Source organism: Natronobeatus ordinarius, from assembly GCF_024362485.1.
Lineage (GTDB): Archaea > Halobacteriota > Halobacteria > Halobacteriales > Natrialbaceae > Natronobeatus > Natronobeatus ordinarius.
In genome coordinates this window covers 757,481-780,808 of sequence record NZ_CP101456.1, presented here as the reverse complement: position 1 = coordinate 780,808, position 23,328 = coordinate 757,481, and the positions used below count along the sequence as shown (strand labels likewise).

The following is a 23,328-nucleotide window of genomic DNA, read 5'->3' as shown; positions in this document are numbered from 1 at the left end:
CGCAGGGACGGGTGTCGGGCGACGCTACTGGCTGATCTCGAGCACGCGCTGGCTGCAGTCGTCACAGGTGATCGCATACACCTGGTGTGACCGACAGCAGGACTCGACGGTCTCCTCGTCGAGCGAGAGCGGTCCGTCACAGGCCGGACAGACGTCGGCGAAGGCCCGCAGCCCGCTCGTGACCGTGCTCCGCTCGCGGAGATCGAACGACTCCCAGCCGGGGATGCGGTCGGCGAGGACGTCCAGCCCCGCCAGATCAGCGAGCAACGCGGCTTCGGACTCCCAGCGCCCGCCCAGGCGACCGTTCACCCGGACGATAACGACGTCGCTCGAGGATTGCATCGTGAGCGGTTCCGCCTCGACCTCGAGGAAGTCGGCGACCTGGGCCTCGCGGTCGCCGTCGCGTAACGCCTCGATCCGGGCTCGCCACTCCGTCTGGACCTCGTCGTCGAGACAGAGGTCGTCGACGTCCGCACAGGGGGCGATGACGCCGTGCTCGAGGAGGAGCGCTTCGGGATCGACGGGTCCGTCGTCGGTCGCGACGTCGTCGGCCTCCTCGAGTTCCAGTCCCACCTCGGGGCCCTTGTCGAACGTCGCGAGCAGCCAGTCGGGGAAGTATCGCTTCGTCAGCGCCGGCGTCCCGGGAACGAGGTAGCCTCGTAGGTAGATCGCCGCGAGCGAGAAGACGAGGGCGGCGGCGCCCACCGCCGGGGCGACGACTCCGATGGGAATCGCGACCGCGACGGCGATGACGACGTTGACGACCGTACACGGGACACATCGGTTCTCGCCAGTGTACTCTGGTTGTCGGAATCGCTCGAGCGTACGTGTCAGGCTGGAGTGCATGGCTTCTCGAAGAACGTGTACGACAAAAACGTTCGTGGTCGTGAGACGCGCTATCCAACCGCTCGCGGACTCCGCTCCGGCCGCATCGCCCGCCAGCTCCGTCGTCCTATGAATCGACGAACGGGTTCTTCCCCTTCACCACGTTCGTCTTGTAGACCCCGCGCGTCTTCGCGAGGGGCCGGTCGTCCTCGTCGACGACCTCGACCTCGACGACGCCCGTCTCGCGTCCGTACCGAACGACCTCGGCTTTCCCGTAGATATCGCCCGTGGCTGGTCGCAGATAGTCGATGCGCACGTCGAGCGTCGGCCCCGGATTCCCCTCGACCGACGCGAGCGCGGCGGCCGACAGCGAGTCCGCCAGCCCGAACGGCACCGCCCCGTGGGCGAGCACCGTCGTCTCCGACAGCGAGTGGTGGTCCTCGAGTTCGATCTTGCCCTCGACGTAGCCCTCCTCGACGTGGGTGAGCTCGAGGCCGAGGTGCTCGCCAAACGGGTACTGCTCGTTGAACCGCTCGAAAACGTCCATGTGACTGGTCCGTTCACAGGAATACTCTATAAATATATCTTACGTAAACAGTCACGTTAAGACGAATTACTAAACGAAGAACCGGTCAGTAGAGCCGCAGAAGCTGGGCGTGGCGTGTCGCCCCCAGCTCGAGGACGCACTCCTCGTCGATGACGTCCGCTTCGATGGCCAGGTCGACGGCGCGCGTCCCGACGATGTTGGCGATCGTCGCCCGGGCGAGGCTGTCGACGACGGCACCCTCGTCGACCTCGTCGCCGCCGTAGAACTCCTCGGTGACGGTGAGCGAGAGCTCACCCTCCTCGAAGGTCTCGCCTAAGACGTCGGCGTCACAGACGGTGACCAACAGCCCCTTCTCGGTCTCGCGTTCGGAGACGATCATCCGTGATCCCGTGCTCATTCGTGCGTTCGCTCGCGCTCTTCGATCAGCCGCTGCTCGGCCCGTTCGCGCAGTTCGTTCGCCTCGTCGGCGATCACCTCGGCCTCGTCGTACTCGCCGAGTTCCTCGAGGATCCGCACCTTCTCCTCGAGCACCGGCGCGCTGCGAAGCCCCAGCCGGATCGCGTTGTCGAGGCAGTGGAGCGCCTCCTCGGCGAGGCCACGTTCGGCGAGGAAGAAGGCCCGGTTGTACCACGCCTGCGGGAACCGATCGTCGAGTTCGACGGCCCGCTCGGCGTGCTCGAGCGCCTGGGCGGTCTCGCCGAACTCCCAGAGCGCGTAGGCCAGGTTAGTCTCGGCGGATGCAGCGTGCTCACTCTGGTCGTCGATCCGCAGGGCCTCCCGGTAGGCGCCGATCGCCTCGTCGTACTCCTCGAGTTCGGCGTGGGCGACGCCCTTGTTCACCCAGGCCTCTTGGGCGAGCAGGTCGTCGTCGGCGAATCGGGCCGCCCGTTCGAACGCGTCGACGGCCTGCTCGTGGCGGTTGATCGCCACGTAGTTGAGGCCCACGTCGAGCAGTTCCTCGGCGTCGACCTCGTCCGTCGAGAGTTGGCGCTCGTCGAGCAGGTCGGCCACCACGCGGGAGTCGACGGGGTCGACTTTCGCGGGGTCGACCGAGAGCGCCGGTGGGTCGAGGTCGAACTCGTCGTAGGGGTCGTCGAAGCCAGCGCCTTCGGAGAAGCGGTGGTCGCGATCGCCCTCTCGGTCGGTCATCGACGGGAATTGGATCGCGTGCGGGTTAAGGGCTGCGCTCTTTATGACTCGAGCATCGCCGCGGCTTCCTCGACCGACAGCTCGCCCTGGGAAACGGCGGTGAGCACGCGCAGCACGTCCGGATCGTGGTCGGGTCGCTCCTCGCCGAGCTGGTCGAGCGTGACCTTCTTTGAGTCGCCGACGAACTCGGGGAAGTCGGTCCCCTCGGCGATGGCGGTCTCCTTTTTCACGCGGTAGTTCCCGCCGTCGGTCCGGTGGAGGTCGCCGGGGTGGAAGAAGTACCAGTCCTCGCGGTCGAAGCGGACGCCGATGCGGGGTTTCGCGCCGAAGTTGCGGCTAAAGTAGACCAGCGCTTCGACCTCCTCGCCGGAGAGGTAGATGGGGTTGCCGGCGCTCGATTTCGCCTCGATCGCGTAGAAGTCCTCGCCGTTTCCGGCCAGCACGTCGGGGAGTTCGCGTTCGGTCGCGGAGCCGCTCGCGGGCGCACGCATCACCGCAAAGCCCGCCTCGTCGAGTAAGTTGACGAGTTCGCGCTCACGACGGTCGCCCTTCGCCTGGGACATGGCCGTATCTCACCGGCGGTGACTAATAAACGAGGTGGACCGAAGGCGGCGCGATTCGGGCCGACGAGCGACCGGCGTCCCGTCCGATCGTCCTCGTCGACGATCGTCAGAACGGGACGAGCGCGAGGGCTTCGAGGGCGAATCCCTGCAGTTCCTCGAGCTGTTCGGGGTCGCCATACTCGAGCTGGAGGTAGAGGATACCGAACTGGAAGAGGTTGAAACCGGCGTGGGCGACCGTCGGAACGAGGAGGTTGTCGGTTTTGGCGTACGCGTAGCCGAAGATGAGCGAGCCGACGAAGACGGCGGTGAGTGAGACCATCGTGGCGAGCAGCGGGCCGCCGCTGACGAGGAAGACGGGGAAGTGAACCGCAGCGAAGATGACGCTGGCGACGACGACGGCGCCGTTCTTGGTGAACGACTGATAGAGTCGTTTCTGGATGACGTTCCGAAAGAGGAACTCCTCGGCCGGCGCGTTGGCGAAGACGACGATGGCGAACATCCAGAGGAGGAGGATCTGGTCGTCGCCGATGATGTTGACGATGTCGTTCGGCGCCGCGGGGAGCTCGAGGAGCTGGACGGCGATCCCGAAGACGATGATGAAGAGGATGCTCCCGACGGTCGTCGCGATCATCCAGAGCCAGTCACGTTTCGTGGGCATCCGAAGATCGACGTACGACCACCCTCGGCCGGTGTACGCGAGGTAGATCGCCCCGGCGACGGCGAAGCCGGCGAAGTTGAGCACCATCATCGCGATCGTCGTCGACCGTTCCATCGACGTCTCCGGATCGAGAAAGCCCGGGTCGACCAGCGCGAGCGGCGTGACGAGGACGTTGGCGACGACGAACGCGAAGATCGCGATCGCGACCCCGACCACGACCGAGCGAATCGGGTTGTCACGATGGCTGGAAGTGACCATGGAGGTCGATATGGGCGGGAACCCTTTGTGCGTTCCCTTGTTCCTCGCCTCCGTGAAAGACAGCAGTTGATTCACTCCTCTGGACGATCACCACGGCGAACCGCTCGAGATCCGGAACAAACCGCTCGAGACCGGGGACGGAGCCGAGAACGTCCCCGATACAGTTCGATCGACGAGAACCCACCAGTACTATAGTCGTGTCACGTGAGCCACCAGTATGGACGAGTCCCCGATCGTCGACGCACTCGATCCGGAGGACGCCTTCGCGGTCCTCGCAGACGAGACGCGGATCGACATCCTCCGGGCGCTCTGGGAGGCCGACGGCCACGAGGCGACCTTTTCGGAACTGCGAGAGGCCGTCGGCGTCCGCGACTCCGGGCAGTTCAACTACCACCTCGGGAAGCTCACCGGCCGGTTCGTGGGCAAGACCGACGAGGGCTACGAACTGCGGACGGCCGGCCAGGAGGTCGTCGGCTCCCTGCTCTCCGGCAGTTACACGATGACGGCGGATCTCGAGCCGATCGACCTCGAGGACCCGTGTCCGGTCTGCAATGGCCCGATGACCTTCGACTACGAGCACGAGCGCGTCGTCGTCGAGTGCGACGAGTGTTTCTACGCGGGTCGGTTCCCCGTACCGCCGGGCGCGTTCGCTGGCTACGAGGTCGATCGGTTCCCGGACGTCACCGAGCGGTACGTCCGAACGTTCATCGCACAGTTCAGCAACGGCTTCTGTCCATCGTGTACCGGTCCCGTCGAGCCGGAACTGATCACGCTCGACGACCTGGGTGGCTGGGACGTCCCCGCTGAGTTCGCGAACGTCGCGTCGGTCAAGTACGACTGCGAGCGGTGTGGTTCGAGCAGTCAACTCGACCTCAAGACGGTATTGCTGACTCACCCCGCGGTCGTTTCGTTTTACCACGACCACGGCACCGACGTCCGCGACGTCCCGATCCTGCGGCGACGAGAACCAACGGAGATCCCACAGTCACAGCTCCTCGAGGGCAAGCCGCCCAGGGCGACGGTCACGTACACGATCGACGACGCTTCGCTCACGCTGACGGTCGACGACGCGCTCGAGGTCGTCGACGTGCAGCGACGTGATAGTCAATAAACAGAACCACAGTTCTGTCCTCGGCGTTACAGAAATACAGTTCTGATTACACTTATCGCGCCGACGCTCGAGTCGTTCGGTAATGCGAGGTCCCTTCGAGAATCGCACGTTTCGACGTCTGTTCGCCGGCCGCGTGATCACCAACTTCGGGGACAGTCTCTACTTCGTCGCCGCGATGTGGCTCGTCTACAGCCTGACGAACGATCCGTTCTACACGGGCCTGGCTGGCTTTCTCACGATGGCGCCCCAGGCGTTCCAGTTTCTGGCGGGGCCGCTCGTCGACCGCTGGTCGATCCGGCGGACGCTCGTCGGCACGCAGTTGCTCCAGGCGGCCATCATCTCCCTGATCCCGATCGCCCACGCCCTCGGCGTCCTCAGCGTCGGGCTGCTGCTGGTCGTGATGCCGCTTCTGTCCGCGCTCAACCAGCTCGTCTACCCGGCTCAGACGGCCGCCCTGCCGCGGATCCTCGAGGACGAGGAGCTGGTCGCGGCGAACTCCGCGTTCTCGATCGCCTACCAGGGGTTCGACATGGTCGCGAACGGGATCGGCGGCGTCCTCATCGGTCTGGTCGGCGCAGTCGCGCTGTTCGCGGTCGACGCCGTCACGTTCGGGCTCGCCGCACTGGTGTTCGCGACGCTCTCGATCCCGCGGGCGGGTGCGTCGGGTGACGATGCCGGGAGCGCCGACCGATCGCCGACCGACGACGCCGATTCTGACGGGGCTGCCGTCGCCGACGGCGGATCGTCGACGCTCGAGGAGCCGGAGTCGTACCTGTCTCGGCTGCGAGAGGGAGCGGCTGTCCTCCGTGGAACGTTCCTCGTGTGGCTAATCGCGGGCGCAGCCGTGGTCAACGTCACCGCCGGAATGATCCTGGCGGCGATTCCGCCGTACGCCGATTCCCTCGGCGTCCCACCCGCGTTGAGTGTGATCGGCGCGGCTGGCGGCTACGGAATCCTCATGGCTGCGTTCGCAGCCGGAAATTTCTTCGGGGCACTCGGCGCAACGCTGGTCGCTGACCGGCCGTTCGGCCGGACCATGATCCTCGGCTTCGGACTCGCCGGCGTCCTCTGGTTCGCCGCCATTGCCGTCGACTGGCTCCCGCTAACGGCCCTCCTGATCACGCTCGCGCTCGTTCCCGTTGGCCTGGTCAACGTCCAGTTCGCCGCCGTCGTCCAGTCTGCCCCACCCGAAGCACTCGTCGGGCGCGTGAGCAGTATTCTGGGTTCCGCCTCGGCCTCGATGATCCCGCTCGGCTCGCTCCTCGGTGGGATCGTCGCGAGTGCGTTCAGCCCCCGCCTTGCGATGAGTGCACTCGGCGTCGGCTCGCTCTGCCTGGCGCTCTACGTGCTCGCCCGACGTGACCTCCGCGAACTGCCCGCGCCAGATCGGGCGACGCTCGAGGTCGACCCCGAACGGGTCCGGTGAGCCGGCGGCTCTCGAGAATAGCTGACCGTCTGAAGCCGTTTACGTCCCGTGGTCCCAGGAGCCCATGTACTCGCGCTGGACGTCGGTCAGCGCGTCGAACTCGACGCCCTCGGCTGCGAGTTTGATTTCGGCGATCTCCCGATCGAGGTCGTCGGGGACGTCGTGGACGCCCGGGCCGTACGCGTCTGCGTTCTCGAGCAGCTCGCGGACGCAGACGGCCTGGATACCGAAGCTCTGGTCCATCACCTCGACGGGGTGGCCGAGCGAGACCGGCGCGGCGAGGTTGACGAGTCGTCCCTCGGCGACGACGTTCAGTCGGCGGCCGTCCTCGAGCACGTAGGCGTCGACGCCGTCACGCGCCTCGTAGGTCTCGACGGCGAGGTCAGAAAGGGCGTCGAGGTCGATCTCGATGTCGAAGTGGCCGGCGTTGGCGAGCAAGACGCCGTCTTTCATCTTCTCGAAGTGCTCACGGACGACGACGTCGCGGTTGCCCGTCGTCGTGAGGAAGACGTCACCCACCTCGGCCGCCTCGGCCATCGGCATCACGTCGTAGCCTTCCATGTGCGCCTCGAGCGCCCGCCGGGGCTCGACTTCGGTGACGATCACGTTCGCGTTCTGGCCGGCGGCCTTACGGGCGACACCTTTGCCGCAGTAGCCGAAGCCGGCGACGACGACGTTCTTGCCGGCCCAGGAGAGGTTCGTCGTCATAGCGATGGAGGCGAGCGAGGACTCGCCGGTGCCGTGGACGTTGTCGAACAGCCGCTTCATCGGCGTGTCGTTCACCGCGAAGACGGGATAGTCAAGCGCCCCGTCTGCGTCCATCGCGCGTAGCCGGTGGACGCCCGTGGTGGTTTCTTCCGCCCCGCCGACGATGCCGTCGATGAGTTCGGGGTACTCCTCGTGGACCATCGCGACGAGGTCCATCCCGTCGTCGACGGTGATCGTCGGCTCGTGGGCGATCACGGCGTGGATCGCCTCGTAGTACTCCTCGTCGTTGACGCCGCGTTTGGCGTAGCTCGTGATCGAGTCGTGGGCGTCCAGGGCGGCGGAGACGTCGTCGTGAGTCGACAGCGGGTTACAGCCCGTCACCGCGACCTCCGCGCCGCCGTCGGCGAGCGTTTCGACCAGGATGGCGGTCTTGGCCTCGACGTGCATCGCCATGGCGATTCGCTCACCGGCCAGGGGCTGGTCGGCCTCGAACTCCTCGCGGACGGCCGCCATGATGGGCATGTGCTGGGCGGCCCAGTCCATCTTGCGCCGTCCCTCGACTCGAGCGGCGTCGACGTCGTCTAGCTGCTCGCTGATCGGCGGATACTCCGTCATGGCTCGACAGAGTACAACCGTGGCCAAAACGCTACCGGAGCGAGCCAGTCGGAGAGGGAGCCGAGAAACGGAGGAAAAAATGTCCCTCGAGCGGTTCACGTCCCGAACTGACGTCCGGTGAGCGATCGTTTCCGGTGACTGTTCGTTCGGTTATCTGCCGCCTGGTCCGGCGTGACCCGGCGGACCACGTTCGTCGTCATCGTCGTCGCCGCCTGATCCGGCGTGACCCGGCGGACCACGTTCGTCGTCATCGTCGTCGCCGCCTGATCCGGCGTGACCCGGCGGACCACGTTCGTCGTCATCGTCGTCGCCGCCCGGTCCGGCGTGACCCGGCGGACCACGTTCGTCATCAGCATCGTCCGTTTCGTCGTCCTCGTCAGCGCTGGCTTCAGACTCCTCCTCGTCCGCGTCGTCCTCGTCAGCGTCGTCGTCACCCGGCCCGGCGTGATCCGGCGGGCCAGCGTGACTTGGCGGACCGCGCTCGTCACCGTCGTCGGCATCGTCGCCGTCGTCGTCACCAGATCCAGCGTGAGCCGGTGGACCAGCGTGGCTCGGCGGGCCGCGCTCGTCATCGGCATCGTCCGTTTCGTCGTCCTCGTCAGCGCTGGCCTCAGACTCCTCCTCGTCAGCGTCGTCCTCGCCAGCGTCGTCACCACCCGGTCCGGCGTGTTCCGGCGGGCCAGCGTGAGCCGGTGGTCCGGCCGCGTTGCCGGGATTGTTCTCCCTGACGAAGTTGGAGACTGCCTGTCCGAGCGGTCCATCGGTGTCGTCACGGTTCTCCTCGACGAACTGTGAAACGAGGTGCCCAAACGGAACCGATTCGTCTTCCTCACCGTCGGCGTCCTGAAGCGTTACCTCGGTCGTCACGGACTCGTTCTCGTAGCTCGCCTCGAGTGCGACGACGACGGTCTCGTTCGGAACCGGGAGGGAGACCGTGCCGTTCGCGTCCGTCGTGTAGTTTCCGACGCCGTCGTAGGTGGCGTTCTCCTCGACGGTCGCTACCTCGAGCGTGGCGTTCTCGATCCCGTCACCGGTCCCGTCGTTGAAAACCACGACGGAGACGTCGTCGTCCTGCTCGACGTCGATCGCGAGTTCGAAGGGTGCCTCGAGGGTCACCTGGGCCATTTCGGTCTCGTTCTCGTAACTCGCCTCGAGTTCGACGTCGACGGTTTCGTTCGGAACGGCGAGGGAGACCGTTCCGTTCTCGTCGGTCGTGTAGTTCCCGACGCCGTCGTAGGTGGCGTTCTCCTCGACAGTCGTTACCTCGAGTGTCGCGTTCGCGATCTGACGCTCAGTTACATTGTTGCTCACCGTCACGAGCGGGGCGTCGTCCTGCTCGACGTCGATCGTCAGCTCGAGTGGCACTTCGAGGTGGGCTTCAGCCGCGGTCGACGCGCCCTCGTAGTTCGCCTCGAGGACGACGTCGACGGGCTCGCTCGGTACCGGGAGCGCAGCCGTTCCGTTCTCGTCGGTCGTGTAGTTCCCGACGCCGTCGTAGGTGGCGTTCTCCTCGACAGTCGTTACCTCGAGCGTCGCGTTCGTGATCGGGGCCTCAGTGGCGTTGTCGGTCACCGTCACGAGCGGGGCGTCGTCCTGCTCGACGTCGATCGCCAGCTCGAGCGGCGCCTCGAGGTGGGCTTCAGCCGCGGTCGACGCGCCCTCGTAGTTCGCCTCGAGGACGACGTCGACGGGCTCGCTCGGTACCGGGAGCGCAGCCGTTCCGTTCTCGTCGGTCGTGTAGTTCCCGACGCCGTCGTAGGTGGCGTTCTCCTCGACAGTCGTTACCTCGAGCGTCGCGTTCGTGATCGGGGCCTCAGTGGCGTTGTCGGTCACCGTCACGAGCGGGGCGTCGTCCTGCTCGACGTCGATCGCCAGCTCGAGCGGCGCCTCGAGGATCACTTCGTCCGTCACGGACGCGTTCTCGTAGTTTGCCTCGAGTGCGACGACGACGGTCTCGTTCGGAACCGGGAGGGAGACCGTGCCGTTCTCGTCGGTCGTGTAGTTCCCGACGCCGTCGTAGGTGGCGTTCTCCTCGACAGTCGTTACCTCGAGCGTCGCGTTCTCGGCTGTACTCTCGTTCGCAGTCACGGCGACGAGTACGTCACCGTTTTGTGAGACATCGATCGACAGCTCCTCGCCTGAGGCGTCGTCAGCGGCCACCGTCCCCAGCGGGGTGAAGACGGCGGTTATCATGACGACGGCGAGGACCGTCGCGAGTAGTCTTGATACACTCATCACAGGCAGACATTCACGAATACTCGAATAAATACCGATGGTAGTTCGTCTCGGACCGGGCCATGAGCGACCGTTCGAGAACTGTTTTAAGCGTTTATCGAGCTCGTAGAGCGTTCAACTCCACAGCTGTCAACTACACGTCAGCACGAGCAATCAGCGACTCAGCTCGCTCGATCGCACGCTCACGAACTGTCGACTCCTCGAGCGTCAGCACCTCGCGGTCGCGCATGAGCACCCGGCCGTCACAGACGGTGTGTCGCACGTCCGACGCCGCCGCGGCGTAGGCGAGGTGGCTCACGAGGTCGTGGGCGGGCGTCAGATGGGGCTTCTCGAGGTCGATTACCGCGAGGTCGGCGGGCGCGCCTTCCTCGAGTCGGCCCGCCTCGAGGCCGATCGCCGCCGCACTGCCCCGGGTCAGCATTTCGACGACGGCCGGAGCCGGCACCGCGCTCGCGTCGTCGGCAGCGAGTTTGCCGATCATGGCGGCGTCCCGGCCCTCGTCGAGCATCGAGAGGTCGTTGTTCGAGGCCGCGCCGTCGGTGCCGATGCCGACGGTGACGCCGGCCTCGAGCATGTGCTGGACGGGGGCCATCCCACTGGCGAGTTTCATGTTCGAGGCAGGGCAGTGGATCACGCCCGCACCCGTCTCCGCCAGGAGTTCGATCTCGGTCTCGTCGACGTGTACCCCGTGGGCGATGAAGTCCTCCGGCTCGAGCAGGCCGCGTTCGGCGGCGTAGGCGAGCGGTCGCACGCCGTGTTCCTCGACGATGGGGGTCACCTCGTTCACCGTCTCGTTGGCGTGGAAGTGGACCGGAACGCCGAGTTCGCGGGCTTTCGGGACGAACTCCTCGAGGATCTCGGCCGTGACGGTGGTCAGCGCGTGGGGCATGAACGCCGTCTGCACGCGGCCGTCGGCGACCCCGTCGAGTCGTTCGGCGACGTCGATCCCCGTCTGGGCGTCCTCCCGGGCGGCCTCGGTGTCCTTCCCGACGGAGATGACCCCGTGGCCGATTCGGGCGCGCACGCCCGCCTCCTCGACCGCCGCGGCGACCTCGTCCATGTAGAAGTACATGTCCGCGAACGCCGTTACCCCACCTTTGATCATCTCGAGGATGCCGAGTTCGGCTCCCGCGCGGACGTCTTCGGCCGTCAGTGCCGCCTCGACGGGCCAGATGTCCTCGCGAAGCCACGGCTCGAGTGGTTTGTCGTCCGCCCGACCCCGAAAGAGCGTCATCGGGACGTGACAGTGCCCGTTGACGAATCCGGGCGTGACGAGCCCGTTCGAGGCGTCGAGTGTCTCCTCCCCGTCGCCCTCGAGGTCGGAGCCGATCTCGAGAATCGCTCCTGTTTCCCTGTCGATCAGTACGTCCGCGCGTTCGACGGTCAGGTCGGGTCGGAGGACCCGCCCGCCGGTCACCGACAGCGTGCTCATGGCTCGGGATTCCCCGGCCATCGGTGTTATACTATCGGTCCCGGAACGCCATCGGCGTCGCTCGATCCCGTCCTGGTCCAGTGATTTCCGTCCGCTCGCTCACTCGGCGTTCTGCTCGCTCGCTTCTTCCTCCTCGCCCGGCTCGAGCGCCTCCTCCTCGTCCGTCCGCGGGGCGTTCTGCGTCCCGAAGTCGTCGCCCTCGTCGACCTCGTCCGGATCGCGGCCGATGCGCTCGAGTTCGTCTTCGATCTTGGCCTCGCGTTCGGCCTCGAGTTCGTTCGCTCGGTCGGTGTCGTCCTCAGCCATGGTGGACGATCGAACGCGAGCGACTTGGCCGACGGGCCGTCGACTGCAACCCGCCGCCTGCGTGGCCGCGGCTGGGCATCGGTTCGTTCGTTTCGTTCGATCGATGATCGCGCGCAGTAGAAAGACAGATAAAAGGGGGCGCGCTGTGAATACACAGATATGGACGTTCCGTACGACCTCACCTCGTACGTTCGGGTGTTGAAGATGGCGACGACGCCCACGCGAGAGGAGTTCCTCCAGGTAGCGAAGATCGCCGGCGCCGGCATCCTGTTCGTCGGCTTCATCGGCTTCATCATCGGGGTGACGATGGGGCTGTTCACAGGTGGCTTCTGATGAGCATCTACGCCGTCAAAACGACCGCGAGTCAGGAACAGACCGTCGCGGATATGATCATCAACCGTGAAGAGCCGGAGGTCCACGCCGCGCTCGCACCCGACTCGCTCACCTCCTACGTGATGGTCGAGGCGGAGAACAACGCGGTGCTCGAGCGCGTCTTAGAGGAGATTCCCCACGCCCGAAGCATCGTCCCCGGCGAATCGAGCATCACGGAGGTCGAACACTTCCTCTCGCCCAAGCCGGACGTCGAGGGCATCGCCGAGGGCGACATCGTCGAGCTGATCGCCGGGCCGTTCAAAGGCGAGAAAGCGCAGGTCCAGCGCATCGACGAGGGCAAAGATCAGGTGACGGTCGAACTGTACGAGGCGACGGTCCCGATTCCAGTCACCGTACGCGGCGATCAGATCCGCGTGCTCGACTCCGACGAGCGCTAGCGAGTCGGCGTTTTATCCTAACTTTTACAAGGAGCGGTGAGCGAACCGTGTGAGCGGACCCGACGCAGTAAAAGTTAGGAGCGCGAGGGTCCCGATTCCGGCCACCGTGCGCAGTGATCGAGTCCGCGTGTCGACTTCGACGAGCGATGGTGAATCGGAGTGGTTTCTTCTCCAGTCGTTCTTCTGTAGGGTCTGTCGATACTGGAAAGTTGTTGCTGTGGCGTCGAAGCGGGCAAAGATGTCTCGGTAGCGAGAGTCGACGTCGCAGTAACACCGAATACCGGCCCATTCACAATCCTTATTACCTTAAAGTCTAGTTTTAATAACAGATGCAATATAAGCGACGTGAGTTTTTGGGGGCAACTGCGGCGGTGACCGTCGGCGGGCTGGCTGGCTGTCTTGGCCAGCGCGAGTCGGATGTTGTTCGCGTTGGATATGTGCCAGTGTATCCGAATCTTCAGCATTTCGTCATGGATGAGGCGGGGCATTACGACGAACTGCCGGTCGAGATAGGCTACGAGAAGTTCGATACGGGCACGGGATTGAACACGGCTTTTGCGGCTGGTGATATCGATATCGGGCATTTCGCAATCGTCCCTGCGTTTTCGCTCGTTCAGCAGGACCAACAGGTTCGTGCTCTGGCGGTCAACAATGTAAACGGAATCAAGCTCCTCGGGTCCGAGGCCGTGGCCGAATGCCATCGGGAACACGGGAACTCGTTTCTGGATGCGTATCAGGAACAACACGGACGACCACGGATTGCAATTCCGGGTGGCAAGGGTGGTGCTCCCCACCTCGTCGTCCACCGCTGGATAACCGCCGAGCTCGGGTACGATCGCCTCGATGCCGTCCTCGAGGAACGAGACGTGGCACCACCCCGTACTGTCGAGGCGATCCACCAGGGCGAAGTCGACCTCGTTGCGAACCAGGAGCCGTTTGCGACGAGCATTACCCGCGACCCCGGCTATACATCCGTCGCATGGTCCGGAGAGATCATCGAGAACCATCCGTTGTCAGTCATGCTGGCCAACGGCCGAGTCCGCGAAGATACGGACCTCCGCACGGAGTTGCTCGACCGACATCGCGACGCGACAGAACTGATCCGTGCTGAGCCGGAGACAGCGGCCTCCCACGCCGCTTCTGGGATGGGCATCGGGGACGAACTCGCTCAGGCAGTGACGACATCACGGGCCTACGACTTCGAGACGTCACCTGACGGACTTCGATCCAGCGTTGAGACGATCGGTGACATTCTCGTCGAACTCGAGATCATCGACCAGGCCCCGACAGCTGAAGAGCTGTTCGCGTCTGACGTCCTCGAGTGATGGGTGACGTCGTTCGGTCACCGGTTTCTCACCGGCGACTGCTTCGCGGTGGGATGGGGATCCTCATTTTCGGCGGACTCTGGTGGATCGGTTCGATACTCACCCAGCCAGGGTATTTGATTCCGAGTCCAGTGGCGACGATGCAGGCCTTCGTCGAGCTGTCCACTTCGGTGTCGACAGTTCAGTCCCCGGTCTTCGGGACTGTCACGCTACCGACGAACGTCGCTCATCTCTTTCAGACCTTCCATCACTACGTGCCCGGTCTCTTACTGGGTACCGCCGCCGGAGTAGTATTGGGGATCGCGATGGCCTGGCATCACACCCTCGACGACTGGCTAACACCGATCGTGCGGGTGCTTCGGCCAATCCCGCCGCTTGCCTGGGTTGTCTTCGCTATCGTCTGGTTCGGAATCGGTCACGGCGGTGCGTTGTTTATCGTCTTCGTTGGCGGGTTCTGGATCAACTTCTACGGTGCATACGGTGCTGTCGAAGACGTATCGAATACGACGATAGAGGCCGCCGCCGTACTCGGTGTTGAGGATGACCGTACGATGTTGTACTCCGTCGTCTTACCCAGCGCACTACCGCAGTTACTGACCGCCTTTCGGACGAGTATCGGCCGTTGCTTGATGATCGTCGTCGGAGCAGAACTGTTCGGCGCGCCGGGCGTCGGCTCGGAGATTATGACTGCCTCAAATTACTTCGCGATGGATATCGCCCTCGCCTACATGCTTCTGATAAGTATTGCCTTTTTGACCATGGATGTTGGATTCCGTATCGTGGAGCGACTGGTACTCACATGGCGTTGAGAAATGAGATCCCGAAGGTGACTGTCGAGGCTGTCACCAACCGATACGACACCGGTGAGAGTCGTGTCACCGCCCTCTCTGATGTCTCGCTCGAGATTCCTCCCGGCACGTTCATCGGGATCGTCGGCCCATCAGGCGAGGGGAAGTCAACGCTCCTTCGATTACTCGCCGGACTCGAACAGCCAGACACCGGGCGGATTCTCGTCGATGGTGATCCAGTCGACGGACCGTCGGCCGATCGGACGATGGTCTTTCAAGAGTACGGACTGTTTCCGTGGCTATCTGTCGAGGAAAACGTCGCCTTCGGTCTCCGACAGCAGTCAGTTCCACAGGCCCAGCGTACCGAGCGAGTGGACAAACTACTTCAACAAGTGGGACTGACTGCTGTCCGAGCGGCCTATCCCAAGGAGCTCTCCGGAGGGATGAAACAGCGTGTCGCCGTTGCGCGAGCGTTGGCGGTGAATCCGTCGGTTCTGTTGCTGGACGAACCGTTTGGCAGCCTCGACGTCACAACCCGAGAGCAGCTCTGGGAAACGGTGCTTACGCAATGGGAGAAGACCGGAATGACCGTGGTCCTCGTCACCCATGAACTGACAGAGGCAGTCGTTCTTGCGAGTCAGGTTCTCGTCATGGGTGACGGTAGTATCCGTGATCGGGTTCCAGTCGACTTGGAGCGGCCGCGAGATCCGACTGACGAGGGTGTGGTGGATCGGGTACAGGCAGTCCGGGAACACCTGTGAGTTTCTCAGCGGTGGTTGACGAGGATCCCTCGGCGCGTTGGATCAGAATGACATTCGACGACGTGAGAGTCAAGAACGCGACGGTCCCGATTCCGGTCACCGTACGCGGCGATCAGATCCGCGTGCTCGACTCCGACGAACGCTGACGTATTCACCCGAACGTCGACCCAACCGGACGCTGCAAGACAATTACTTCGTCAACTCACTCGAGAGCGCCGTCACGTCCACGTTCGACTCGATCTCCTCGAGGAGTCGCTCGCGGTGTCTGACGTCCCTGGAGCTGGCGCCGTAGGCGCGGACGTACTCCGCACGGCTGTGGTCGGTGAGGACGTGACGGATCGCGACGTAACCGTCGGGGATGATGGTGCCACACACCTTACACTCGTGGCGTTCGTGCTCGTTCACCTGGTGGACGATGGCCGACTCGGCGTCCTCGAACGCCGCGTCGCAGTCACCGATTCCGCATTCCCAGTGCATTCGTTTTTCTCAGTCGTTGGGCTGTCGTAATGGTTGTTTCGTCACCACACCGTCAGGAGTGGCCGACAGGACCACCAAAACGTCAGCACGCATCCGCTTTCGGGAGCCACTGCGGCACGGAGACACACCCGTCTCAGGCGGGCGTGTAGCCGAGCGCGTGGCTCGCGAATCAGAATTCCTAACTCTCCCGTCTCGAAACTACTCGCCGTGACCGACAGCGACGAGTTCCGGGTCGACCCCCACGTGAAAGTCCTCGACGAGCGGGTCGTCCGGCGCGCACGACGCGCAGGGCTCGACGCGATCGTCTACGCGCCACACTTCACCCGCCTCCCGGACGTCCGCGCACAGGCGGCCGCCTACTCGAGTGCGGACCTCCTCGTGATCCCTGCCCGCGAGGTGTTCACCGGCTCCTGGCGCGAGCGCAAACACGTTCTCGCGATCGGACTCGACGAGCCCGTCCCGGATTTCATCTCGCTCGAGGCCGCGATGGCCGAGTTCGACCGGCAGGACGCCGCCGTCGTCGCCCCACACCCCGGATTCCTGAACGTCAGCCTCGATGAAGCCGACCTGCGTGCGTACCGGGACGTCGTCGACGCCGCCGAGATCTACAACCCGAAGCACCTGCCCCGACACAACCGGCGAGCGCGCGCGCTCGCCGAGGCGCTCGAGTTCCCGCCGGTTGCCTCCTCGTACGCCCACCTGCCCTCGAGCGTCGGCGTCGCCTACACGGCGTTCGACGGCGTCGAAGACGAGGCCGACCTCGTGGAGGCGCTCAAACGCGGCGACGGCCGGCGGGTCGGCCACGAAACCGGCCTTGATCGCTGGCGAACGACGGCAGCCGAACTCGGGCACCTCCTCTACGAGAACACCTGGGAGAAGGCCGATCGGCTCTTCCTCCAGGGGACCGAGCCGACCCACCCGAGCCACATCGCCTACGAGGGCGCGTTCGACGACGTCGCCGTCTACTGATCGAGCGTTCGCTTTCGCTTCTCGAGCACCCGCACGTTCTCGATGCCCGTCTCGGGGTAGCCGCCGTCGTCGCCCTTCTCGATCGCTTTCACCATGTCCCAGACGACGTTCAGGCCAGTGGTGACGCCCTCGAGGGCCTCCATCTCACAGCCCGTCTTGCCCGTCGTCTCGACGGCGACCTCGAGTTCGACGCAATCTTCGGCGAGGGAAAACTCGGTGTCGACGTTCGTGATCGGGATCTGGTGGCACATCGGGATCGTCTCCCAGGTGTGCTTGACGGCCTGGATCGCGCCGACGCGAGCGGTCGCGAGCACGTCGCCTTTCCCGACCTGATCCTCGCGGATCGCCTCGATGGTACTCGAGCGCAGGCGGATCTCTCCGGCAGCGACCGCCCGACGCTTCGTGTCGGGTTTCTCGCCGACGTCGACCATCTGGACGTCGCCCGCCGCGGTCGTGTGCGTGAGGTCGTCGGCGCCGGCTCCCGACGCCGGCGCCGCTCCCGGCTCGTCGGCGTGGCCGGGCGTACTCTCCTCTCTGTCACTCATCGTCACCACCCCACAGGACCGCGGGAATCTCGGCTAACAGTTCCGACGCGAGAAAGCCGAGGTCGTCCGCCTCGGCCAACCGCTCGCCCGCCACGCCGTTGACGGAGGCCCCGGCGCAGGCCGCCTCGAACGGCACGCTCTCCTCGAGCAGTCCGGCGACGATCCCGGCGAGCGTGTCGCCGGTGCCGCCGACGGCCATCCCCGGCGTGCCCGAGCGGTTGATCCGGGTCCGCTCGCCGTCGGTGATCACGTCGTCGGCCGCCTTCGCGAGGATCACGTGGCCGAGGTCGGCGGCGAACGCCTCAATCTCGTCGGCCGCCGACTCCAGGTCGTCGGTCTCGGGCCCGCCCATCCCTGCGAGCTCCCGGCGATTGGGCGTACAGACCAGCGTCGCCTCCGTCTCGACCTCGGGGACGACCGACAGCGCGTCGGCGTCGACCACGACCGGGCCGGTGAACGACTCGAGAAACTCACGGGTGGCCTCGAGCGTCTCCTCGGCGGTGCCGAGTCCGGGGCCGAGGATCACGACGTCGTCGTAGCGCTCGGCGGTGTCGACGAGGTCGGGGACGCGCTCGGGGATGAGTACGTCCTCGGCGTAGGGCTGGACGATGAGGTCCTCGGCGTAGCTCTGGATCTCTCCGGCCACGCTCTCCGGGGCGGCGACGAACGAGAGCTCCATCCCCGTCCGAAGAGCCGCCTGGGCGGCCAGCGCGGGCGCACCCGTGTACGGCCCGCCGCCGATCACGAACGCCCGGCCGTCCCGACTCGAGGGGCGCGCGAGGCGGACGTCGCCCGGTCCGACGAGCCGCTCGGCGGCCGTCGGGATGCCGATGTCGGAAACGGTGACCGACGCCTCGAGCTCGCCGAGGCCGGGCTTTGCGTCGTGGAACGTGACGACGTGATCGGCCTCGACGCCGTTGTCGGCGTGCTCGCCGGCGTCGGCGTCGAATCCCGAGGGAACGTCGATGGAGACGACGGTCGCCTCGGCCTCGTTGATCGCCCGCGCCGCGGTCGCCATCGGCTCCCGGAGGTCGCCGCTGATCCCAGTCCCGAGCATCGCGTCGACGATCACGTCGCAGTCGGGAAGCGCGAAGTTCCGGGAGTCGGCCACCTCGCGGACGTCGTACGCGCCAGCCTCGAGGGCGTCCCAGTTCTCCCGGGCGATGTCGGTGCCGATTCGCTCGGCCCGACCGAGCAGGTAGGTGGTGACGTCGTACTCCCCGAGAAAGCGAACGGCGACGAACGCGTCCCCGCCGTTGTTCCCCCGGCCGGCGAGGACGACGACCCTCGAGCCGGGGTCGGCGACCTCCCGCACCGCGCGAGCGACGGCGTTCCCGCTCGACTCCATCAGCTGTTTGCGCGCCACGCCGAGCGCCGCGGCGTTCTCGTCGACGGCGGCCATCCGTGCTCCGGTGATCATGTTCGGTCCTTCGGCGGGTCGGTCGTTGAAGGTTGCGGACGACGGGGCTATCCCACCTCCACACCTAGGACCGTCGTGAACGTCTTCTGGCTCGACGAGGAGCCGCGACTGTCCGCTCGCTACCACTGCGACCAGCACGTCGCCAAGCTGATCCTCGAGGCCGCCCAGGTGCTCTGTACGGCGGCGCGGGCGAACGGCTACGACGCGGCGTTTCTCTACCGACCGACCCACGCCGACCACCCCGTCACCAGGTGGGCCGGCGAGTCGCGGGCGAACTGGCTGCGCCTGCGTGAACACGCCCGGGCGCTCGACGCCGAGTACCGCGAGCGCTACGGGAACGACGACCACCACGCCAGCTGGCTCGTGATCGAGCGAATCGATCCCGACGCGATCGACTTTCCCGCCGAGGAGCCGACGCCGCGCCCGCAGGCGATGCCCGAGGAGTACAAACGACCGGGCGACCCCGTCGGCGCCTATCGGGCCTACTACGCCGGCGAGAAGGCCGACTGGGCGCGGTGGGCCCACACCGACGAGCCGCCGTGGCTCGAGGCGTATCGACGCGAAGGCGGGGAGTAAGCCCCAGTGACCCCGCTCGCCGACCGTCACTCGTCGGACCGTTCCGCGAACCGCTGACAGCGTTGGACCCACTCGCGCTCGTACGTCTCCGGGCCGACCACCCGGCCGTGCAGGTCCCGGACCGTCTCGACGCCAGCGGCCGCACACCAGTCGATACACGTCAGGTACGCGTCGAAGTCGAACTCCTCGAGGACGGTCCGGTCCCGTTCGACCCGGATCGTCTCCGCGCCGGCGAGCGCGGTCGCGAACGCGCGCGTGTGCCCGTCCGAGAGGTACCACGCTCCGTCGTGTTCGAAGACGGGAAGCGGCTCGTAGTTCGGATCGTCGACGTCGAACCACTCGAGCATCCCCGCGAGTTTCTCGCTCGAGAGGTACAGCTGCGTCGGGCGGAGTTCGGAGAGTGGAAGTCGGCGGGCCATTCGTCGGCCGGTCGTTCGCAATCGCGTGAAATAACGCTTCGGTCTCTCGATTGGCTCCCGCCGAGTTCGATTACGAGTGGGGCGTCGCGACCCGCGTTCGACGGTTCCGAAAGAACTTCGACGCGCCGACACGACGGACGACCACCGATGCCCTCCCGCGAGAATCTCGTCCTCCTCGGCTCGCTCGTCGTCTTCCTGCTCACGTTCGCCGTGGTCGCGGCCGTCGGCGTCGAGAGCGCCGTCGTGACGTTCGCCGTCGTCGCCGGCGTCGGCGTCCTCGGCCCGCAACTGGTCCTCGCCGCCGTCGACGACTCGGTCTCCCCACGAGGTCGCGTCCGGATCGGCGTCCTCCTCACCCTCGTGATCGCCGGGCTCACGGTCGGGTCGGCCGACCCCTTCGAACGCCGCGTCATCGGAACGGTCGCCGCCGCCCTGTTCGTCGGCCTCGTCGGCTGGGAGTTCGTCGGCGGCTACCGCTCGCGCGGCGGGTGAGTTCGATCAGTAGCGAATCTCGAAGCCGTCCTCGCCCTGGGGCTCCTCGTACTCGGCCTCGACGTCCTCGACCCGCGCCGCCGGAGAGCCCTCGTGACACCACTCGACCATCGACTCGACGGCGTCCTCGGGCCCCTCGAAGACCGCCTCGACCCGGCCGTCGGCGAGGTTTCTCACCCAGCCGTCGACGCCCGCCTCGCGGGCCGCGTCGCGGGTGTTCGCGCGGTAGTAGACGCCCTGTACCTTGCCGGAGACGAACACGTGGGCTCGAGTTCGATCGCTCATACGCGAGCCCTCGAGGCGACGGGACAAAAATTCGGCTCCCGTTGAGGGGACGCGACAGGACGATGGGCCTCGAGGCCGTACGGTCGCGCACAGCATGGGACTCCTCGACCGCCTCGAGGACGAGTACGTCGACGTCTCGAGCCGCCGGGTGACGGCCCGGGAGTTGTTCGAGCTGGTCGCGGGTGCGGTCTTCTTCGTCTTCGTCGCCGGCGCGCTCACCTACTCCCTGCTCGGGGGGACGGCGGCGCTGGTCGTCGTCGCGATCCTCGCGGTCGTTTTCAGCGTTACGATCGTTTCACAGGCGTACTGGACACGTACCGGGCGAGCGGACTACGAGGAGTGATCGGAGCCTTCGACTTCACTCGCCGGCACCCGTCCGAAGGTGGTGAAAGACGTACGTCTGGGCGTAGCCGGCGTGGCGGCCACCGAAGCGCTCACGGATCGCCCTCGAGGTGTCGGCGTAGTTGCCGCGGTCGCAGTCGGGGTAGTGCTCCTCGATCGCGCTCTTGATCCAGGTGTCGAGCGGGACGGCCTCGTCGAAGCCCAGCGAGAACAGCAGCACGCAGTCGGCGACTTTCTCGCCGACGCCGACGAACTGCGTGAGGTACTCGCGGGCGTCCTCGTACGGGAGCTCGCGCGCCTCCTCGGGGTGGGCCTCACCCGAAGCGACCATCTCGGCCGTGCGAACGACGTACGGGGCGCGGTAGCCCAGGCCGAGCTCGCGCAGTTCGTCCTCGGTCGCCTGTGCCAGTTGGTCCGGCGTCGGGAACGCGTGGTAGGTTTTGCCGTCGAAGGCGACCTCGTCGCCGTACTCGCGAGCGAGCGTCGACACCATGCCGTGGATGCGACGCACTCGCATCTGGGCCGAGCAGATGAACGAGATCAGCGTCGGAAACGGCGGATCCTCGACCAGCCGGAGCCCGTGGTGGGTCTCGTACGCCTCCCGAAGCAGCGGGTCGTCGGGCGCGTCGGCGACGATTCGCTCGAGGTCGTCCTCGAGCCTGAGCAGCCGGCGGACGAGGGCGTCAGCGTCGGTCGTCGATTCCCACTCGAGGCGGCCGTCGCGCTGGCGCACCCGGACGACTTCACCCCCGACGACCGTGTCGTACCACGCCCCCGGCTTCCGGTTGCCGCCGTACATCTCGCCGTCCTCCCGGCGCCAGCAGTAGCTCTGGCCGCTCTCGAGCGTGCGGTAGAGGTCGAGTCCTCCCGAGAGGTCGTCGGCCGCGAGTTCGCCCGTCTCCATCGGTTCGTCCCTTCGGGGGCTCACGCTTGGGAGTTTCGAACCGATGCGACGCGAAAGCCGCGCCTGTGCCGGTGCTGGCCGGCCTACCGTGTGCGTGAGGCGAACCTTCATACCGATGGACACAGAATGACTAGCTATGAATTGCAGGGTTGTCGTCGAGGCTGCCGTGCCGGTGTTCGACGTCGAGACGGAAGACGAGGCGATCCGCATCGCCATCTCGAAGACGGGCGAGATGCTGAACCCTGACTTGAACTACGTCGAGATCAACATGGGCGAGCGAACCTCGCCATCGGGGGAGGAGCTGCCGCCGGCCTTTATCGCCGCGGACGAGGCGCTCGTCGCGCTCGAACTCGAGATGACCGTCTTCAACGTCGAGCGCGAGGAGCACGCCTCGCGTATCGCCCGCAAGGAGATCGGCCAGCGCCTCGAGAACATCCCGCTCGAGGTCCTCAACGTGGACGTGCTCGAAGCGGAAGACGAGGACGAAGACGAAGCGACCGAGGAGCGCGACGAAAACGAGGAGGTGGCCGAAGACGACGAGAACGACGAGGACGACGTACTTCCGGAGTTCGAAGACCTCATCGAGTGACGGTCGCGGTTTTTACGACGACGTCGACACCAGCCCTGCACCGAACTCGGTTCCAGAACCAGCGTCAACGACGGCACGGCACTCGCGACGAGTCGGTGAGACAGGGGTCACGTCTCTCGAGTCCTGTAAGTGCCCACTATCGACCCAGCCGACACGAACGCGACTCGTTTCTGTCAGACGGGAGCTGATTTGACAGTCGGCCGAACTCGCCAAAAGAGTCCGAGAAAGGGAACGATAGCAAACGATCGGCCGGCCTAAGAGAGCCGTTCCACTGGGCGGCGTGAGTACTCGAGGATACGTCGCGTTCTCAGTCTGCAGTTGCGGCGACTGCTTCCGTTTCACTCTCGTGCATAAACTGGGTGACTCCCCCGGCGAGTGCGAACACAGCGGCTTTGTGATCTGTTTTCGACTTGTGAATAGATGTCGGTCGAATACCGAGCGATTCGTACTCTTCAAGATCAATCTGACAGTCTTCCCACTCCGCACACTGGTTCGATACCTCCGCGAGAAGGCCGTGGAGGTGAATGAGCTCCTGTTTCTTCATAACCATCCACTTCTATCCACCGCAGGGTTATATTATTATCCTGAGCATCGTTAACACGCTGCTCCCGTTCGATCGTCCAGATATATTCGTTCGAAACATACCGACGCCCGAAAACGAACGATTCAACAGCGATCCATCCGCGCAGTAACAAACTATTGAACACGTGTAAGGTGTTCGTTTCCTCCAGAACCTGATATCGATCGTAGAGAACGATACGACTGTCTGTGTATCTTACTGTTTTTTCCGTCCACCACAGATGGTTGGCCTCAAAAATTCGGAATGAAAAACC

The 23,328-nt window shown here is 65.3% G+C and carries 29 protein-coding genes and 1 pseudogene; 13 read left to right on the top strand and 17 right to left on the bottom strand.

Annotated features, from left to right (window positions below; genetic code table 11):
• Positions 1-24: 24 nt before the first annotated feature.
• From NMQ09_RS04075 to NMQ09_RS04050, 6 genes are all read right to left on the bottom strand, one after another.
• On the bottom strand, positions 25-846 hold the full coding sequence (locus NMQ09_RS04075; protein ID WP_255193166.1) for a DUF8054 domain-containing protein: 822 nt from the start codon (positions 844-846) through the stop codon (positions 25-27).
• Positions 847-952: 106 nt separating this feature from the next.
• Positions 953-1,372 carry a PaaI family thioesterase gene (locus tag NMQ09_RS04070; RefSeq protein ID WP_255193165.1) on the bottom strand — a complete coding sequence of 140 codons (420 nt, stop codon included), beginning with the start codon at positions 1,370-1,372 and terminating at the stop codon, positions 953-955.
• 85 nt (positions 1,373-1,457) lie between these two features.
• A complete protein-coding gene (locus tag NMQ09_RS04065; protein ID WP_255194551.1) occupies positions 1,458-1,751 on the bottom strand; it encodes a DUF424 domain-containing protein in 294 nt (97 codons plus the stop codon).
• Between the two features lie 14 nt (positions 1,752-1,765).
• Positions 1,766-2,521, bottom strand: a complete 756-nt coding sequence (locus NMQ09_RS04060; RefSeq protein ID WP_255193164.1) for a tetratricopeptide repeat protein — start codon at positions 2,519-2,521, stop codon at positions 1,766-1,768.
• Between the two features lie 41 nt (positions 2,522-2,562).
• Positions 2,563-3,084, bottom strand: coding sequence for a Holliday junction resolvase Hjc (gene hjc, locus NMQ09_RS04055; protein WP_255193163.1), 522 nt, complete (start codon positions 3,082-3,084; stop codon positions 2,563-2,565).
• A 106-nt stretch (positions 3,085-3,190) separates the two neighbouring features.
• Positions 3,191-4,000: a CPBP family intramembrane glutamic endopeptidase gene (locus NMQ09_RS04050; RefSeq protein ID WP_255193162.1), complete on the bottom strand. Its 810-nt coding sequence runs from the start codon at positions 3,998-4,000 to the stop codon at positions 3,191-3,193.
• Positions 4,001-4,217: 217 nt separating this feature from the next.
• On the opposite strand from NMQ09_RS04050, the gene NMQ09_RS04045 reads away from it, so the two are divergent.
• Positions 4,218-5,111 (top strand): ArsR/SmtB family transcription factor, encoded by an 894-nt coding sequence (locus NMQ09_RS04045; RefSeq protein WP_255193161.1) that lies wholly within the window; start codon positions 4,218-4,220, stop codon positions 5,109-5,111.
• A gap of 82 nt (positions 5,112-5,193) precedes the next feature.
• A complete protein-coding gene (locus NMQ09_RS04040) occupies positions 5,194-6,537 on the top strand; it encodes an MFS transporter (protein WP_255193160.1) in 1,344 nt (447 codons plus the stop codon).
• A 39-nt stretch (positions 6,538-6,576) separates the two neighbouring features.
• Here NMQ09_RS04040 and NMQ09_RS04035 read toward each other — a convergent pair whose 3' ends face one another.
• From NMQ09_RS04035 to NMQ09_RS04020, 4 genes are all read right to left on the bottom strand, one after another.
• Positions 6,577-7,860, bottom strand: a complete 1,284-nt coding sequence (locus NMQ09_RS04035) for an adenosylhomocysteinase (RefSeq protein ID WP_255193159.1) — start codon at positions 7,858-7,860, stop codon at positions 6,577-6,579.
• Positions 7,861-8,010: 150 nt separating this feature from the next.
• The gene (locus NMQ09_RS04030; RefSeq protein WP_255193158.1) at positions 8,011-10,095 is read right to left on the bottom strand and encodes a hypothetical protein; all 2,085 of its coding nucleotides are present in this window, start codon (positions 10,093-10,095) and stop codon (positions 8,011-8,013) included.
• A gap of 133 nt (positions 10,096-10,228) precedes the next feature.
• Entirely contained in the window at positions 10,229-11,527 is a 1,299-nt protein-coding gene (locus NMQ09_RS04025; RefSeq protein WP_255193157.1) for an amidohydrolase, read from the bottom strand.
• Between the two features lie 99 nt (positions 11,528-11,626).
• Positions 11,627-11,833 (bottom strand): hypothetical protein, encoded by a 207-nt coding sequence (locus NMQ09_RS04020; protein WP_255193156.1) that lies wholly within the window; start codon positions 11,831-11,833, stop codon positions 11,627-11,629.
• 159 nt (positions 11,834-11,992) lie between these two features.
• Here NMQ09_RS04020 and NMQ09_RS04015 point away from each other — a divergent pair, with 159 nt between their 5' ends.
• From NMQ09_RS04015 to NMQ09_RS03990, 6 genes and pseudogenes are all read left to right on the top strand, one after another.
• Positions 11,993-12,166, top strand: coding sequence for a protein translocase SEC61 complex subunit gamma (locus NMQ09_RS04015; RefSeq protein WP_255193155.1), 174 nt, complete (start codon positions 11,993-11,995; stop codon positions 12,164-12,166).
• The gene (locus tag NMQ09_RS04010; RefSeq protein ID WP_255193154.1) at positions 12,166-12,603 is read left to right on the top strand and encodes a transcription elongation factor Spt5; all 438 of its coding nucleotides are present in this window, start codon (positions 12,166-12,168) and stop codon (positions 12,601-12,603) included. The genes NMQ09_RS04015 and NMQ09_RS04010 overlap by 1 nt, the downstream gene beginning before the upstream one ends.
• 371 nt (positions 12,604-12,974) lie before the next feature.
• A complete protein-coding gene (locus NMQ09_RS04005; protein WP_255193153.1) occupies positions 12,975-13,928 on the top strand; it encodes an ABC transporter substrate-binding protein in 954 nt (317 codons plus the stop codon).
• Positions 13,928-14,737 carry an ABC transporter permease gene (locus tag NMQ09_RS04000; RefSeq protein ID WP_255193152.1) on the top strand — a complete coding sequence of 270 codons (810 nt, stop codon included), beginning with the start codon at positions 13,928-13,930 and terminating at the stop codon, positions 14,735-14,737. Before NMQ09_RS04005 ends, NMQ09_RS04000 begins: the two co-directional genes overlap by 1 nt.
• Entirely contained in the window at positions 14,728-15,477 is a 750-nt protein-coding gene (locus NMQ09_RS03995) for an ABC transporter ATP-binding protein (protein ID WP_255193151.1), read from the top strand. The genes NMQ09_RS04000 and NMQ09_RS03995 overlap by 10 nt, the downstream gene beginning before the upstream one ends.
• Before the next feature lie 62 nt (positions 15,478-15,539).
• Positions 15,540-15,623, top strand: a pseudogene (locus NMQ09_RS03990) (transcription elongation factor Spt5); the annotation flags it as partial.
• Between the two features lie 43 nt (positions 15,624-15,666).
• Here the strand turns inward: NMQ09_RS03990 and NMQ09_RS03985 are convergent.
• A complete protein-coding gene (locus NMQ09_RS03985; protein WP_255193150.1) occupies positions 15,667-15,954 on the bottom strand; it encodes a DUF7565 family protein in 288 nt (95 codons plus the stop codon).
• A 207-nt stretch (positions 15,955-16,161) separates the two neighbouring features.
• Here NMQ09_RS03985 and NMQ09_RS03980 point away from each other — a divergent pair, with 207 nt between their 5' ends.
• Complete coding sequence (locus NMQ09_RS03980; protein WP_255193149.1) at positions 16,162-16,923, top strand: PHP-associated domain-containing protein; 762 nt, start codon at positions 16,162-16,164, stop codon at positions 16,921-16,923.
• Here the strand turns inward: NMQ09_RS03980 and moaC are convergent.
• Together moaC and NMQ09_RS03970 are read right to left on the bottom strand one after the other, a co-directional pair.
• Positions 16,917-17,468 (bottom strand): cyclic pyranopterin monophosphate synthase MoaC, encoded by a 552-nt coding sequence (moaC, locus tag NMQ09_RS03975; protein ID WP_255193148.1) that lies wholly within the window; start codon positions 17,466-17,468, stop codon positions 16,917-16,919. The two genes, NMQ09_RS03980 and moaC, sit on opposite strands and share 7 nt — an antisense overlap.
• On the bottom strand, positions 17,461-18,888 hold the full coding sequence (locus NMQ09_RS03970; protein ID WP_255193147.1) for an NAD(P)H-hydrate dehydratase: 1,428 nt from the start codon (positions 18,886-18,888) through the stop codon (positions 17,461-17,463). The genes moaC and NMQ09_RS03970 overlap by 8 nt, the downstream gene beginning before the upstream one ends.
• Positions 18,889-18,963: 75 nt before the next feature.
• On the opposite strand from NMQ09_RS03970, the gene NMQ09_RS03965 reads away from it, so the two are divergent.
• Entirely contained in the window at positions 18,964-19,464 is a 501-nt protein-coding gene (locus NMQ09_RS03965; protein ID WP_255193146.1) for a hypothetical protein, read from the top strand.
• Between the two features lie 26 nt (positions 19,465-19,490).
• Here the strand turns inward: NMQ09_RS03965 and NMQ09_RS03960 are convergent, their stop codons facing one another.
• Positions 19,491-19,883 (bottom strand): histone acetyltransferase, encoded by a 393-nt coding sequence (locus NMQ09_RS03960; protein ID WP_255193145.1) that lies wholly within the window; start codon positions 19,881-19,883, stop codon positions 19,491-19,493.
• Positions 19,884-20,030: 147 nt separating this feature from the next.
• Here NMQ09_RS03960 and NMQ09_RS03955 point away from each other — a divergent pair, with 147 nt between their 5' ends.
• Complete coding sequence (locus tag NMQ09_RS03955; protein ID WP_255193144.1) at positions 20,031-20,375, top strand: hypothetical protein; 345 nt, start codon at positions 20,031-20,033, stop codon at positions 20,373-20,375.
• 6 nt (positions 20,376-20,381) lie between these two features.
• On the opposite strand, the gene NMQ09_RS03950 is transcribed toward NMQ09_RS03955, so the two are convergent.
• Complete coding sequence (locus tag NMQ09_RS03950; protein WP_255193143.1) at positions 20,382-20,660, bottom strand: acylphosphatase; 279 nt, start codon at positions 20,658-20,660, stop codon at positions 20,382-20,384.
• A gap of 94 nt (positions 20,661-20,754) precedes the next feature.
• Here NMQ09_RS03950 and NMQ09_RS03945 point away from each other — a divergent pair, with 94 nt between their 5' ends.
• Positions 20,755-21,003, top strand: coding sequence for a hypothetical protein (locus NMQ09_RS03945; protein WP_255193142.1), 249 nt, complete (start codon positions 20,755-20,757; stop codon positions 21,001-21,003).
• A 15-nt stretch (positions 21,004-21,018) separates the two neighbouring features.
• Here the strand turns inward: NMQ09_RS03945 and NMQ09_RS03940 are convergent, their stop codons facing one another.
• Positions 21,019-21,906, bottom strand: coding sequence for a DNA-3-methyladenine glycosylase family protein (locus tag NMQ09_RS03940; protein ID WP_255193141.1), 888 nt, complete (start codon positions 21,904-21,906; stop codon positions 21,019-21,021).
• Positions 21,907-22,042: 136 nt separating this feature from the next.
• On the opposite strand from NMQ09_RS03940, the gene NMQ09_RS03935 reads away from it, so the two are divergent.
• Entirely contained in the window at positions 22,043-22,495 is a 453-nt protein-coding gene (locus NMQ09_RS03935; protein WP_255193140.1) for a DUF555 domain-containing protein, read from the top strand.
• A gap of 307 nt (positions 22,496-22,802) precedes the next feature.
• Here the strand turns inward: NMQ09_RS03935 and NMQ09_RS03930 are convergent, their stop codons facing one another.
• Positions 22,803-23,039: a UPF0058 family protein gene (locus NMQ09_RS03930; protein WP_255193139.1), complete on the bottom strand. Its 237-nt coding sequence runs from the start codon at positions 23,037-23,039 to the stop codon at positions 22,803-22,805.
• Between the last annotated feature and the right edge of the window lie 289 nt (positions 23,040-23,328).

Bases quoted from the DNA above. Each gene is read 5' to 3' on its own strand.
- NMQ09_RS04075 (WP_255193166.1), bottom strand. From the start codon at position 846: ATGCACTCCAGCCTGACACGTACGCTCGAGCGATTCCGACAACCAGAG.
- NMQ09_RS04070 (WP_255193165.1), bottom strand. From the start codon at position 1,372: ATGGACGTTTTCGAGCGGTTCAACGAGCAGTACCCGTTTGGCGAGCAC.
- NMQ09_RS04065 (WP_255194551.1), bottom strand. From the start codon at position 1,751: ATGATCGTCTCCGAACGCGAGACCGAGAAGGGGCTGTTGGTCACCGTC.
- NMQ09_RS04060 (WP_255193164.1), bottom strand. From the start codon at position 2,521: ATGACCGACCGAGAGGGCGATCGCGACCACCGCTTCTCCGAAGGCGCT.
- hjc (WP_255193163.1), bottom strand. From the start codon at position 3,084: ATGTCCCAGGCGAAGGGCGACCGTCGTGAGCGCGAACTCGTCAACTTA.
- NMQ09_RS04050 (WP_255193162.1), bottom strand. From the start codon at position 4,000: ATGGTCACTTCCAGCCATCGTGACAACCCGATTCGCTCGGTCGTGGTC.
- NMQ09_RS04045 (WP_255193161.1), top strand. From the start codon at position 4,218: ATGGACGAGTCCCCGATCGTCGACGCACTCGATCCGGAGGACGCCTTC.
- NMQ09_RS04040 (WP_255193160.1), top strand. From the start codon at position 5,194: ATGCGAGGTCCCTTCGAGAATCGCACGTTTCGACGTCTGTTCGCCGGC.
- NMQ09_RS04035 (WP_255193159.1), bottom strand. From the start codon at position 7,860: ATGACGGAGTATCCGCCGATCAGCGAGCAGCTAGACGACGTCGACGCC.
- NMQ09_RS04030 (WP_255193158.1), bottom strand. From the start codon at position 10,095: ATGAGTGTATCAAGACTACTCGCGACGGTCCTCGCCGTCGTCATGATA.
- NMQ09_RS04025 (WP_255193157.1), bottom strand. From the start codon at position 11,527: ATGAGCACGCTGTCGGTGACCGGCGGGCGGGTCCTCCGACCCGACCTG.
- NMQ09_RS04020 (WP_255193156.1), bottom strand. From the start codon at position 11,833: ATGGCTGAGGACGACACCGACCGAGCGAACGAACTCGAGGCCGAACGC.
- NMQ09_RS04015 (WP_255193155.1), top strand. From the start codon at position 11,993: ATGGACGTTCCGTACGACCTCACCTCGTACGTTCGGGTGTTGAAGATG.
- NMQ09_RS04010 (WP_255193154.1), top strand. From the start codon at position 12,166: ATGAGCATCTACGCCGTCAAAACGACCGCGAGTCAGGAACAGACCGTC.
- NMQ09_RS04000 (WP_255193152.1), top strand. From the start codon at position 13,928: ATGGGTGACGTCGTTCGGTCACCGGTTTCTCACCGGCGACTGCTTCGC.
- NMQ09_RS03995 (WP_255193151.1), top strand. From the start codon at position 14,728: ATGGCGTTGAGAAATGAGATCCCGAAGGTGACTGTCGAGGCTGTCACC.
- NMQ09_RS03985 (WP_255193150.1), bottom strand. From the start codon at position 15,954: ATGCACTGGGAATGCGGAATCGGTGACTGCGACGCGGCGTTCGAGGAC.
- moaC (WP_255193148.1), bottom strand. From the start codon at position 17,468: ATGAGTGACAGAGAGGAGAGTACGCCCGGCCACGCCGACGAGCCGGGA.
- NMQ09_RS03970 (WP_255193147.1), bottom strand. From the start codon at position 18,888: ATGATCACCGGAGCACGGATGGCCGCCGTCGACGAGAACGCCGCGGCG.
- NMQ09_RS03960 (WP_255193145.1), bottom strand. From the start codon at position 19,883: ATGGCCCGCCGACTTCCACTCTCCGAACTCCGCCCGACGCAGCTGTAC.
- NMQ09_RS03955 (WP_255193144.1), top strand. From the start codon at position 20,031: ATGCCCTCCCGCGAGAATCTCGTCCTCCTCGGCTCGCTCGTCGTCTTC.
- NMQ09_RS03950 (WP_255193143.1), bottom strand. From the start codon at position 20,660: ATGAGCGATCGAACTCGAGCCCACGTGTTCGTCTCCGGCAAGGTACAG.
- NMQ09_RS03945 (WP_255193142.1), top strand. From the start codon at position 20,755: ATGGGACTCCTCGACCGCCTCGAGGACGAGTACGTCGACGTCTCGAGC.
- NMQ09_RS03940 (WP_255193141.1), bottom strand. From the start codon at position 21,906: ATGGAGACGGGCGAACTCGCGGCCGACGACCTCTCGGGAGGACTCGAC.
- NMQ09_RS03935 (WP_255193140.1), top strand. From the start codon at position 22,043: ATGAATTGCAGGGTTGTCGTCGAGGCTGCCGTGCCGGTGTTCGACGTC.
- NMQ09_RS03930 (WP_255193139.1), bottom strand. From the start codon at position 23,039: ATGAAGAAACAGGAGCTCATTCACCTCCACGGCCTTCTCGCGGAGGTA.